General features: G+C 68.6%; 5 protein-coding genes. All 5 read left to right on the top strand.

The window, feature by feature from the left end; all coding sequences use genetic code 11:
• Positions 1-25 precede the first annotated feature (25 nt).
• A complete protein-coding gene (locus ACWDVW_RS13020) occupies positions 26-6208 on the top strand; it encodes a hypothetical protein (protein WP_449947624.1) in 6183 nt (2060 codons plus the stop codon).
• A 181-nt stretch (positions 6209-6389) separates the two neighbouring features.
• Positions 6390-6824: an effector-associated constant component EACC1 gene (locus tag ACWDVW_RS13025; RefSeq protein ID WP_449947627.1), complete on the top strand. Its 435-nt coding sequence runs from the start codon at positions 6390-6392 to the stop codon at positions 6822-6824.
• A gap of 31 nt (positions 6825-6855) precedes the next feature.
• Positions 6856-10764 (top strand): hypothetical protein, encoded by a 3909-nt coding sequence (locus ACWDVW_RS13030; RefSeq protein WP_449947630.1) that lies wholly within the window; start codon positions 6856-6858, stop codon positions 10762-10764.
• A 59-nt stretch (positions 10765-10823) separates the two neighbouring features.
• Complete coding sequence (locus ACWDVW_RS13035; protein WP_449947633.1) at positions 10824-12221, top strand: IS1380 family transposase; 1398 nt, start codon at positions 10824-10826, stop codon at positions 12219-12221.
• Between the two features lie 196 nt (positions 12222-12417).
• Complete coding sequence (locus tag ACWDVW_RS13040; protein ID WP_449947635.1) at positions 12418-13263, top strand: hypothetical protein; 846 nt, start codon at positions 12418-12420, stop codon at positions 13261-13263.
• Positions 13264-13350: the final 87 nt, after the last annotated feature.

The raw sequence follows: 13350 nt of genomic DNA on the forward strand, positions 1-13350 counted from the left end.
ATCCGCGAATAGGAGTCACACCCAAGTGAGTGGTCGTCTGCGGCACCGCCACCGGCAAGCACCGGTGCTGATCTGCACATCGGAAGGGTTCGCCGAGCTGGCCGCAGAGGCCACCGACGAGGCAGAGCGGCAGGGATACACCGCTAAGGCGGAACTCGCCGCCCAGCTCGAACGCCTCAACGATGCGCTGGAGGCGGCGTTCAAAGTCTTGACCCCGGAAGAATTCGCCGACCTCGTTTGGCGGATCCCCAACCCGGAACGCACCGACTTCCTGAGTCACCTGCGCGTGCCGTCGGCGAAGAAACCCGTGCCGATCGCGGCGGCGAACGGGCTGGCGAGGCTGCGCACGTGGACCACTGAGGATCGCCGGCGGGCGGCCCGAACCATCACCCGGCCGGTGTTGCGGCGGCTGATGGAGCCACTCAGTGCGTGGCTCATCGACGGGGATGACGCCGCTCTGCGTAAGGCGCTGGTCGACGATGTCAGCCAGGCGAATGCGGTCCGGTTGATGGTGCTCGTCTGGTGGTACGACTTTCCACAGGTCGTCGCCGCGCTGCGGATCGCACTCACCAGCGGGCTGGCGCTGCCGACCTGGCCTGCGGACGTCGTCGACGACATCGCCGCCGCCTGCGGCCGCCTTGAGGTGCTGCGCGATGAACCCGTCGGCAGCGGCGAATCAGGCGCCGATGCCGAAGACGGAGGGGACGTGCCCGACGTCGGCGATGCCACCGCTGACGTGGTCGACGGCCACCACGGTCCTGTTGAAACCAACCCTCCCGGACCAGACGCCACCACCAATACGGCGCCGGACAGCGTCGACCCGGACCTGACGGGAGCTACGACGGCCGCCGAGCTCGCCGCCCGGGTGCGTGCCGCCGTCGACAGCGCCCACAACGCAGCCCAGCAGATATTCGACGCTCTCGCCGCGTCAAAGTTGCCCGATCCGCACCTGCTCGCCCGGATTGCCGAGCTGGGCACGGTTGTCACGCATGCCCGGGCCGTCCTCGCCGATTTCGGTGTGGACACCGACTTCGGTGACGACTGCGACGCCCTCGCCGCCGCGCTCGACCGCGCCTCAGCCGAGCAGGACAACGAGAACACCGCCCGCGAGCAGCTGACACGACTGACTCATCTGTCTGGGCCGGCAACGAGCGCCGATGTGCTGGGAGGCGTCCGCCAACTCGCCGAGCAGCTGCTCGACAAGGACTGCTGGGACGACAACCAGCGAAACCATGTCGTCGCGCTGACCACCCTGGTGCAGATCATCGACGCCGCCGAAGCCGACGACACCGCCACGGCGATGCACCTGTACGCCACCGCCCAGCATCGCCTGCCCACGGAACTGGGACCGGTCCTGGTTGTCGCGCTCATGGGCAAACTGACCACCGGAATCGACAACACCCCGGCGCCGGTCGGCGACCTCAGCCAGGACGATGCCGTCGAGCATGTGGCCGGGCCGGCGCCCGAAGACCGGGTCCCCACCGAGGCCGTAGACGCTGTCGGTGCGCCACCGTCTGGTCCGATCATGGCCACCGAGAGTATCTCCGTCGACGCGCCGCCGGCCGCGACGGACATCACCTCCGACAGCGCCCAGTCGCCGGTACCTGTATCGGACACCGCTCCCGGTCACGTCGATCCAGGAAACACAACGGACAACGGTACGGAGGCGGCTGCAGCATCTGAGGGGGTAGCTGCCGCAACGGGCGACACCGACGACGTCAGCGCGCCCCGCCGCACCACAGATCAGCCCAGCGACGGGGCCGATCTGATCAATCTGCAGCCGACGGCGCCGTCTGAGCAGCATCAGCCAGCTGTCTCGCCGCGAAAACCCGATGACGCCGCGGGCGACAGCCTCATCGCGTCGCTACTACGCAAACGGCGCTACTGCCTGGCGTTTCATGCCGAGACCGTGCGGGGGAGCGCCGCCCGGGCACAGTCGCTGCGTATGCTCGCGCTGTCCGAAGCGGTCCGCAGTGAAAGCGGCGCCACGTCGGCTGCGCTGCGCGCCGACCTCGACGCGCTGCACGTTCATCACTTCGACGGTGACCGCGCCGCCCAACTGGCGCTGCTCGCCGCCGCCGTTCGGGCGGCGCTGGTGACCGCCGATCCTAACGCCGGAACGATCCTGCAGGCTTTGGTCGGTTCTCTGCATGAACTGCCGCACCTGGCCCGGGTCGCCGGCGCGATCGGCACGGCCTCCGCTCGCGGGCTTTTGTCCAGCAGCGCGACACTCGCCGCGCTTGCCCCGATCGCGGGCGCTGACCAGAGCATCGCCACCGCCGTCGAAGCCGCCGTCCAGGCACGGGACCGGCTTCGGACCGTGCGGTTCGCCCGCGCGCAGCAGATCGCCGACCAGTGGTGGTCCGCCGACGGGTTCATCGGCCAGGTGCTCGACATCGCCGCCCACGACCGTCGGGTTGACATTGACGTCGCCGTCGAGCGGCTGCGCAAGTTCTCCCGCCGGGAGGCAATCGTCGAGGAACTGATGCGGGAAGACGCCCAGATCCGGGCGAAGAACACCCGGCCGCTGGAAGGCGCGGTCCGCCGGCGCCTCACCGATCACGCACGCGAATGTCTCGACGCCGTCGGCAACTGGGTCGACGCGGTCCGGGCGAACCCGGACGCGGCCCGCGACAGCCTTCAGGTGCCCCCGCAGCTGGCGGAGCTGCGTAACGAGGTCCGCGCGGGATGGATCGACGCCGACATCGAACTGCACGACACGGCGTCGACCGGCGACGACGGCCTGCTTGCAGCGGCCGCGGCGGTCTGCCGCGAGAGTGTCGCCCGTAGTGTCGAGCTGTTGGACGGGACAAGGCTGGGCGGAGCCGAACCGGACCCGAACACCGTCCTCAACCGGGAGGTGCTGCGCAGCCGGGCCCTGCCGGTCGACGCGAAACTGAACTTCGCCAGGCCGGTGACGATCACCGATATCGAGTCGGCGGTGGCGACATCGTGGGCGGCCGCGTTCGACGCCCGGCTTGCCATCGAGGACTACGGCGCGGCGCGGATCATCATCGACGCGGTCGCAGACGAAGACCCTCGACGGGCCGAGGAAATGGTGGACCGCATCGAGGGCAGCATCGCCCGGTCGCAGAACGAGGTGCGGGCGTTGCGGGCGGATGTCGCCACGCAGGTGGAGAAAGCAGCCCGGCTGGGACAGCTCAGCCATGCCAATAACTCCCGCGTCCTCGCCGAACTGGAGGCGGCCCGCCTCGACCGGCCCGATTTGGGCGCGGTCCGACGTCAACTCGAAGACATCGTCAGCCGCCTGCCCGAATACGCCGAACAGGCCCGGGATGCGATGCGCAGCCGTGTCACGATCGAACTTAACGAGGCCGCCAGCCGGGCGGCCAACACCAACGGACCCAAGGTCGCCGAGAACGCCGCGGAGCTCATCAACGCCCGCATCGACACCGGAGACCTCGCCACCGCCGAGGAGTACCTGCTCAACGCCCTCGCGGGAGAGGATCCACCCAGCACCACCCGGCCTACCGACCTGGAGAAGTTCCTCGCTGCCCTCGGCGTTGCCACCGACGGTGTCACCCCGGCGCTGATCCGGGCCGCCCGGGACGGCGGCGCCCACAACGGCCTTGACTTCAGCCGGCTCAACGATTTTGAACGGACCAATGCCGTCGAGGGCCTCGAGCAGTGGCACCGGCTGACCACGGAACGGCAGTCGTTGCGCCACCAACGGACGAAGTCGGTGCTCGGGTATGCGCTGCGGCTGGCCGGTGTCGAGTTCACCAGCGAAAGGACCCCGTACAAGCTCGGTAACGCCCCGACCCGGAAATGGGTCGAGCTCACCAGCGTCAAGCTGACCGGTGGGGCACGGGTTCCGGCGTTCGGGTCCCGCGCCGGTGACCTGCTGAAGGTGATGCTGTGCTGGGGCGTGCAGGACGCCGCCACGCTGCTGACCTGGGTGGAGCAGGACGAGAGCAACGACCCGATCCTCGTGTTGCTGTTCGGCAGCATGTCGGCTGAACAGCGTAAGGTCCTAGCCAAAGAGTGTGCGGCCCGCGCCGACCGGCCGGTCATGGTCGTCGACGACGCCGCGATTGCGTTCCTCGCCGCCCGCGGAGGCGGGCTGTTCGCTACGACCGAACGGATCCTGCTGCCGTACGCGGCGACCAACCCGTACCACCCGAGCGGACACGACGCGCTGCCCAGGGAGATCTTCTTCGGCCGCGTCGACGAACGCAAGAGCATTCTCGACCCGTACGGCGCGAACCTGCTCTACGGCGGCCGGCAGCTGGGCAAGTCGGCGCTGCTGCAGGCCGCCGCTCGCCAGTTCGAGCTCTACCAGGACCGGGTCGCGGTGTACCTGCCGCTGTCAGGCGGATTCGGCGCCACGGTCAAGATCGACGACCTGTGGAACATGATCGCCGAACGGCTCGCCCAGCGGGGTATCACCTCGCCGCGCAAACGGGCCCGCGACGCCGCCCAGTACGTCGAGACGACGATCACCACGTGGCTGGGCAGCAACAACCAGCGCAGACTGCTGCTGCTTCTCGACGAATGCGACGGGTTCTTCGACGCCGACGCCCGGACAGGGTTCGAGCACACCACCCGCCTGCGTAACCTGATGATGACCACAAACCGTAACTTCAAGCCAGTGTTCGCCGGCCTGCACCAGGTCCAGCGGTTCGCACACTTGCCCAACCAGCCGCTCGCCAGCGCGCACTTCGGCGACCCGATCGCCATCGGCCCGTTGACACCAGCCGCGGCCCACGATTTGATGTTCACCCCGATGGACACCCTCGGGATCTCCTTTGACTCCGACGAGCTCATCCATCGGGTCCTCGCCTACTGCAACTACCAGCCGAAGCTGCTGCAGATGGTCGGCGAGGAGCTCGTGCGGGAAGCGTTGAGCCGACGGGGCCTGGAAGGGCCGCGGTACCGCATCCGCGACGAGGACCTGGAACGCGTGATCGGCTCCAACGCCGTCCGGCAGAAGATCCGTGAGACGGTGCACCTGACCCTCAACCTCGACTCGCGGTACAAGCTGATCGCTCTCGTCGTCGCCCTCTCCGCGCTGGAGAAGGGTGCCGACCATGCCATCCCCACGCACGTGCTGCGGGACGAGTGCCTGGCGTGGTGGCCGGAAGGGTTCGTCGACCAGGGAGCTGACGAGTTCCGGTCGTTGCTGTCGGAGATGAGCGGCCTCGGGGTCCTGTCGGAAACTAGCGGCCGGTGGCGGCTACGGTCCAGCAACGTGCTGCGTCTTCTCGGCACCGCGGAGACCATCGAGGAAGAGTTGTGCGCCCTGGAATGGCGTAACGTCGTCACCACCCTGTCGGCCGAGCAGGCCCGTCGTACGCTGACGGACGGCCGCATTTCGCCGGTGACCGAGAAGCAGCTGGCCACCTTGACCGAACGGGGCAACCACCTGTGGGTGGTCGTCGGCACCCAGGCGACCGGGATCGACCGGGTCGCGACGCGGCTGACTGAGGAAGCAGACATGATCGGGGCGCGGTTCACCCTGCACGTGACCCGGGGACCAGCAGGCTACCGGCGGGAACTGCGCGGTGGGGCGCCCGGTGACCGGCACCGGGTCGTGCTCAGCGACCTGTCAACAACGAGGCTCGACAATGCGCTCAACGAACTGCTTCAGGTCGACACCCTGCTGCCGGCAGCAGGGGTGACCCGCTCCGTGGTCGCGGTCGTCGACGCCAGCGTTAGCGAACTGTTCACCAAGGACGACGCTCCGCCGCTAGGGGAGGTCACCGACCGGGTGATCGTGCTGCGTCGGCTGTCGCCGGGCGGCCTGCGGTCGTGGGTCGTCGACAACGAGATCTCGTGTTTCGGTGACGCGGCCAGCCAGAAGACGCTGCTGGAAGCCACCGGCGGATGGACGGTGCTGCTCGACGACGCCGCCCGGCTCGCGGCCACCGAACGCACCGCTCGACGCGTGTGCGATGCGATCACCGCAGCAAGGCTCAACAGCGCCGAAGTCGCCGGTGTGTTCGTCGACCAGGTCGGACTGGCGAACAACCCGACGCTGGCGGCCGCGTTCGACTCGCTGCTCGACTACAACGCTCCGATGAGCAGCGAAGACCTGGCCACCTGGCTCGAGGTAACCGAATGTGGCGGCGCCCGGTCGGTGGAGGCGTTGCGGTACTTCGACGTGCTTGTCGAGCGACCCGACGACGGGCTGTGGGAACCGGAGCCGGTGTTCGCGGCGGCGTGGAGGAAAGCGCGACAGCGGTAACCGGCTGGTCCGGCGGCGGGTTTGTGACTGCCGCCGGACCAACTTGGTGAACCATTGGCCCGAAGCATTGGGCTCCGTCTTGGGCGGCGGTTATCGCCTTTCGGCGTACGCCCCGGCTCAACGTACATACGGGTGCTCGGCAGGTGCTCGGTCGCCGTGGACAGCGACACGAAGGTTCTCAATGATCATCCGATCACGGGATGTTGACCTCGCCTGCCAGAATGGACGACGGCTCTGCCGACGGGGTGAAGGGGTGGCGATGCGGTTATTGATTGACGTGCGTGGTGGCGAGAGTGACGAGAACCGCCGCGTCGTGTCGGTGCTGACCGCTGATCCCCGAACCCGACAGGCGCGGGTCAGGACAATTTTTCCGCCGCCCCGCCCGGAGACGCTCGGTGCGGCCGAGGTGATCGAGTTCATCGGGCAGAACATCCTGCTCCCGCTCACCGTGCAGGCCCTCTACGACTATCTGAAGAGTCGGTTAGGTGGCCGGGCCGCCCAGCAGCTCTCCGTGACGATTACCCGGACCGATCTGCCCGATGGCGCCCGCCACGAGACGGTGAGCATCAGTGGAGACGTCGACGCCGTGGTGGCGGCGCTCAGGTCGGCCGAGTAGAGGGGGCGGCGGTCGACGATAGGAGGTTCCGATGGGCAGTAGGTCGGATCGGGTAGATCCCTCGCAGTCGTCGGCGGTGCTGTTCGGCGTCGAGACCTATCCGAACACGTCGCTGGAGCCGGTGCCGGCCGCGCCACGGAACACCGGTGCCCTGCGCTGCTCGTTCGCCGACCCGGAACTGTGGGGGCTACGCGGCAACCACCGGCTCGTCGTCGAGGCTGACCCGTCCAAGGCCGACATGCTCGACGCGGTCGCCAACGCGGCCCGGATCCCGGATGACGACGGAATTCTGCTCATCTATTTCGTCGGTCACGCCCTCTACGGCGGTGGCACGCTCTATCTGGCCGGTTCAGACGCCAACCTGAGCCAGACGAGCACACTGTTGACCATTCCCGAGCTGACCGAAGCCGCCGCGTCATCGGCGGCTGCTCGGAAACTGCTCATCCTCGACTGCTGCTATTCCGGGGCCGCCGCCGGCAGTCTCAAAGCCGAGACTCAGGCGGCGAATGAGGCGGCCGGCTGGCTGCTGATCGCGGCCACCGACGTGGTGCCGGCCCAGAACGCGCGGTTGGACGAGGAGTTCACCCCGTTCACCGCCGCGCTCCTCGCCAGCTTCGAAGGCTCGCCCGGGGTGGGGCGGAGCCTGTCGCCGAGGACGGTGCTGGCGCACGCCGCGACCTTGCTCGAGGGGGAGCCGAGAACCAACCACGCGGCCTGGGAGGACGACCCGTGGCTGCGGAACCGCCGGTACCGACCACCGCCCGTCACCAGAAACCTCCTGGCCAACAGGCCACCCGCCAGTCCGTTCAGCGGACACCGAGGGCTGCCCGGGCTGCTGGCCTGGCCGGAGCGGGATGCCCGGTTCGTCGGGCGGAAGCGCGAACTCCAACTCGGGGCCAAGCGAGTCGTCGCGGGTGGCGTGCTGACCGTCACCGGTCCGCTCAAGGCGGGTAAGGACCACTTCGCCGACCAGTTGATCGCCGAGGTCCGGTCCCGCGGGACGTTCGACGAGAAGGATGTCCTGCTCGGGCTGGAGATCCCCATCGCCACCGCGGAAGAACCGGTGTTGGAGAGCCTGTCCCGGGCGTTGGGCGAACATCTCGACGAACGGGACGCGATCGAGCCGGCGGCGATGGCCAGCCTGGACGGGCGCCGCCGACGGCTGGTGACCAGCCTGATGCAGCAGGTGGGCGACCGGAAACTGCTCATCCACATCGACTGCACACGGCTCGGGCCCGACCCGGCAGCCGTGCGGGCGGAACTGGACACCCTGCTGGAGGACCCCTATTTCCGGCGGGCCGTGACGGTGGTCAAGGCCCGCACCAAACTGGACCTGACCGGCGATGGGCAACTACGAGACCTGCCACCGATCCCGCTCGGTGAGCTCTCCGACGACGAGGCGGGCGAGCTGCTCGGCAACCTGCTCGACGCGGAGCAGATCGAGCTCGACGGCCTCGACCTCAAGGCCGAGGTCCTGCGACGGCTGAATGATCCGCTGGTTCGGCTGCCCGGGGTGTTGGTGAACGGGGTGGACGGGTTCATCGCCGACCACCAGCTGACCGACACCGGCGAACTCGTCGCCGGCAGCCTGGTCGACGCACTGCTGAACCGCTCCGTGCCGACGGTGCTCCGGGCCCTGCGCGACGCCGGTGGCCTGCAACTGCGGCAACCGTCGCCGACCGGGCACCGGCACGGGCCCCTCGCGGTGCTGATCTGTTGGGCGCTGACCGAGGGGCTGCCGGTCAGTCATCAGGTCCTGCAATCTGCGGACGTGGGTTTCCGGGCCCAGATCGAGCAGCTCACGGATGCCCGAGTCCTGCGGATCGAGGCCGGGGACGGCGCGCCGTCCTATGGGATCGGCCCGGCCAGCCGGAACACCCTGCGCCTGCTCCTGCTCGTCCTGCTCGGTGTCGACGAGAGCGCCGAGGGCGTGGACTCGGCGGGCATGGCGACGATCCGACGGACCATCAGCACGCTACCCGGCCCCGAGCGCGAGGCGTCTCCGGACGAGCTGGACGAGGCGCTGGCCAGGGCTGGCACGGCGCTTCAGACCACGATCAGCCAGCTAAGCCCGGACCGCGTCCCGGAACTCGTCCAGGCGGTCCGGTGGGCGGTCGGGTGGATCGACGAGGACGCCGCCGGCCGGCTACCGCGGCTGCGTGACGCGCTTTCCGTGATCAATGCGTACGACGGTGACGCGGTGTACCTCAGCGTCGTCCCAGAGCGCTCGGCGTCGCCGGTGACCGTCGACGCCGTTGAATCGGCTCTCTCGCCGGACACCGCCGACCTGGAGCGTCTCCTCGCGGCGGCGGCACGCCTGACCGTGGCCGCACGGCAGCAGGGCACGGCCGCCGGCATACTCGACGGACTCGTGCGGGCCGCGTCCGAGGTCGCCGACGCGATCGTGGCGTGCCCTGCCGACCTGGTGTCCTATCACCTGCTCAAGTCCGTGGACGCGACCCTGTTCCTGGCCGGCCGGCGGCTCCGGTCGACGACGAGCCTGCTCGCCGCGCGGGAGCGGGCGGCCGACGCCCTCTACCAGGGAGCCGTCACCGCCGGCGCCAGCCGGACGGACCGCGTGCTGGTGGTGCTCTCCTGGCTGCTCAACACCGCGGAGGCCCAAGTCGACGCCGGCCGGCGGGACCAGGCCCGGGGCACCTGGGGGAAGGCCGAGGAAATATTCACGCTGCTCCCGGAGGCGCGGGACACCCGGCAGCAGATGACCCGGCTGCAGATGGAGCACCGCCTGGGTCGCCTGCAGGCGCGGTGCGCCGACAGCCACGCCGACCGGATCAGCGGCCTGCGCCGGGCGTTCGCGCGCACGAAGACCGGGCTCGGCCTCTCCAAACGCGCCGACGAACTCGCGCTCTGGTGTTCCCGGCACATCGACACCGCCTCCGTGCTGGCGCTGGAGCTCCGGGCGGCCGACGACCAGGAGGCGTTCGTCACCGGGGTGCTTGACCAGCTCACGACGGTGTGGCAGCCGCACGCTCCGTGGCCGGTCGCCGTTCGCGTCGCGGTCTGGCGGTTCATGCATGGGACCTTCCGTGGTCTGGTCGAGACGGACCGGCGGCTGACCGCCGCGCGCCGATCCCTGTCGCTGCTGTTGCAGGGCGACGCCGAGGAGCGGGAGGGGCAGCAGGCCCTGCTGATCGCGCAGGTCGAGGCGCACCTGTTCCTGGCCCGTACCCTGCGGGTCAACGACCAGCTCCAGGAGGCGCTCACGGAGGCGCGCCGAGCGCTGAGCCTCGCCGAGACCTGCCGTGATCTGAGCGTCTCCACCGCCGGCGGCGAGACCGCTGCCCGTGCCTATCTGCTCTGGCTCCAGGCACTCCGGACGGTCATCCTGTGGAGCCCGCCACGGGATGCGCCGGGCGGCACCCGGACGCAGCTGAAGCGGGAAGCCGGAATCGCTCAGGAATGGCTGCGTAACCAGGACGGCCCGATGACGTGGGCCCATGCCGTGCTCGACCTGTGGTGCATGCGCACGCTGTGGTCCGAGGAGGGCAACCTGACCGTCGCGTCGGCCCGGGAGGGAGAGGATTTCAGCCGGCTGCCCCGGGGGATTAAGGAGCAGCGGCTAGAGGAGGCGCACCGCAAGCGCCGGAGGTCGTTGCTGGGGCACGAGCGGGTGTACGGACCGTCGATCGAACTCTGCCGGATGCAGGTGCACCTCGAACGGCAGTACCAGCGGTGGCAGTCGGTGATCTGGCGGAGGAATGTCGACAACAGCGCGGTCTGGGAGCTGCTTCGGCGAGCCGAAGATCGGTGGCCACACAATCCGGCCCTGGTGGCGTCCATCGCCGATTTCCACCGCTACATCTGGGAGCACGGCGAGGCGATTGCCGAATACCAGAAGCTTGTGACGATGGCGACTAACCTCAGCCCTTCGTTAAGGGTTGTCCAAGGAGTGGACCGAGAACGAAGAAGTGCCTTCTGATCAGGGAAAATAGGGCTTGTCGAAGGTCCCATAGTCCCGTCACGGAAGGCACTTGCAGGGTGAAGGCTACCGCAACACGTCCGAAGATCATCGTGACTGGAGACGGGCGGGGCGTGGTCGGTCATGCCGGTGCCCGGCTGCTCGCTGATCTCGCTGATGCCACCGGGTTGACCAGCGCGTTCAGTGAGGCTATGGCGGGTCTGCGGCAGCGTCGCAGCGGTCATGATCCGGGCCGGATCGCTGTCGATCTGGCGGTGATGATCGCCGATGGCGGTGAGGCCATCGCTGACTTGGCCGTGCTGCGTGACCAAGCGGCTCTGTTCGGGCCGGTCGCCTCCGCCCCCACGGCCTGGCGACTGTTGTCACGACTCGACGAGACGCTGTTGGCGCAACTGCGTGTGGCGCGGGCCCGAGCTCGGGAGGTCGTCTGGGCCCAGTACGCCGAGGTCCGCGGTCACCTGCCGCAGCCTGCGGTCGCCGGCCAGCTGGTCGACGGCCTGGTCCTGGACATCGACGCGACCATCGTGATCTGCCACTCGGAGAAGGAAGCGGCGACCCGCACCTGGAAGAAGAGCTTCGGCTACCACCCATTGCTGTGTTTCCTGGACAACACCGGCGAAGCTCTCGCCGGGCTGCTGCGCGAGGGCAGCGCCGGTTCCAACACCACCGCCGACCACATCACCGTCCTCGACCACGCCCTCGCCCAGATCCCCGACGCCTACCGGCACGGCACGCCGATCCTGCTCCGCGCCGACGCTGCCGGGTCCAGTCACGAGTTCCTCGCCCACATCCGCAGCCTGCGGGACCAGCACCTCGATATCCGGTTCTCGGTCGGCGCCGCGATCACCGAACCCGTACGCGAGGCGATCCGGGCCGCAACTGGTTGGATCCCCGCCGTCGACACCGACGGTGAACTGCGCGAACACGCCGAAGTTTGCGAGATCAGCGGCCTGTTCGACGCCGGCGGCTGGCCTGAGGGCACCCGCTTCCTGGTCCGCCGGGAACGCCCGCACCCCGGTGCCCAGCTGTCGCTGTTCGACACCGTCGAGGGTTGGCGGCACCAAATCGTCGCCACCGACACCCCGCCCGGCACCGGCAGCATCCAGTTCCTGGAAGCCCGCCACCGGGCTCACGCCCGGATCGAAGACCGCATCCGCACCGGGAAAGACACCGGCTTCGGCCGGTTCCCGTCCCGACTGTTCGCGATCAACCATGCCTGGCTCCAACTCGCGCTGACCGGCATCGACCTGCTCGCCTGGACACAGAATCTGCTGCTCGACAGTGACCTCGCCACCGCTGAGCCCAAGAAACTGCGCTACCGGCTGCTACACGTCGCAGCCCGGATCACCCGCACCGCCCGCCGAACCCGGCTCGCTATCGCCAACGACTGGCCCTGGACCGACGCATTGACCAGCGCATTCACCGCTCTCGCCGCGTTACCCCGGCCCACCGGCTGACCCCGCAGCCCCACACCACTACCAGCCGACGCGGAGGAACCCGGCCCCACGCCGGGCCCTCAACATGCCGCCAAAACGCCAGCAACCACCTAAATCAGACTCATAGAGAACCAGCTATGCAACCACACTCAAATGAAAGACCGAGGCTAACGCGCACGACCGGCTCCGAGCGGTCTACGGCGCGGTGGAGAGCGCGGTGACCCAGGCCCAGTATGACAACCGCCTTCCGGGGTCGAAGCGCCAACAGATGCTCACGGACGCCCGGCAGTTGCTCGACGACGAGATCCAGGAGCGCTCGCTTCCCGCCGATTTCGCGCTGCTTCGCCACCGGGTCGCGCTGGAACTGGACGAGGAGGTCGACTGGGATCGGGTCGACCGGGTCTTCGACGAGATCATCGGGGACGACTACTCCCGTAACATCGGCCGGTACCTCACCATCCGACGGTACGGTTCGGTCTTCCACAGATCGGTCGCCGACCAGCTCAGCTCGGAGGTGAGAACCCAGCTACGGCAACTGTCCCACGGCGGCCCGGTCGCGGAGCCGGCGGACGGCGACGGCGTGGAGCAGCAGGACGCCATGGTGGTGGAGGACGAGAGTTCCTCGATGCTCGGCGAGTTGCTGTTGGAGAACTTCACCGACGTGGATCTCCTGCAGGCGCTCGGTTCGATCTACCTGAGGCGGGCCGACCTCACCGAGGGGCAGCACGACGCCACCGCGGTGGCCGAACGCACCCGCCGGGCCTTCGACTGTTTCGATGCCTGTCGCATCCTCCAGCAGGACCGCACCGGCAAGACCCCGCTCGTCACCAAGTTCCTCAGCGGCCGGGCGATCCTGCTCGCGGCCCAGGCCAGCGATGATCCCGACCCGTTCGACTGGGAGGCCCCGTCACCGCACCGAAACTGGATCGAGTACGCGACGTCCCTGTTGCAGGTCTGCAAGTCCTCCGCGGTGGGCGGTTTCGGACGGGTGTGCAATTGGCGTTTCAAGGAGGCGAACGACGTGCTGACGCGACTCAACCGCGGGGAGTGGCCGCTCCGCTGACGTCCCCGACGACTGTCAGGCGGTTCACTCCAAGACTCCTGGGGCTGACCTGGTGATCCTGTGCGGACGTTAGTGTTGAAGCTGCTC

The sequence above is a fragment of the Micromonospora sp. NPDC003241 genome (genome assembly GCF_053589795.1).

What these genes read in the sequence shown, in the direction of transcription:
- ACWDVW_RS13025 (WP_449947627.1), top strand. Translation starts at nt 6,390, where the DNA reads ATGATCATCCGATCACGGGATGTTGACCTCGCCTGCCAGAATGGACGA.
- ACWDVW_RS13030 (WP_449947630.1), top strand. Translation starts at nt 6,856, where the DNA reads ATGGGCAGTAGGTCGGATCGGGTAGATCCCTCGCAGTCGTCGGCGGTG.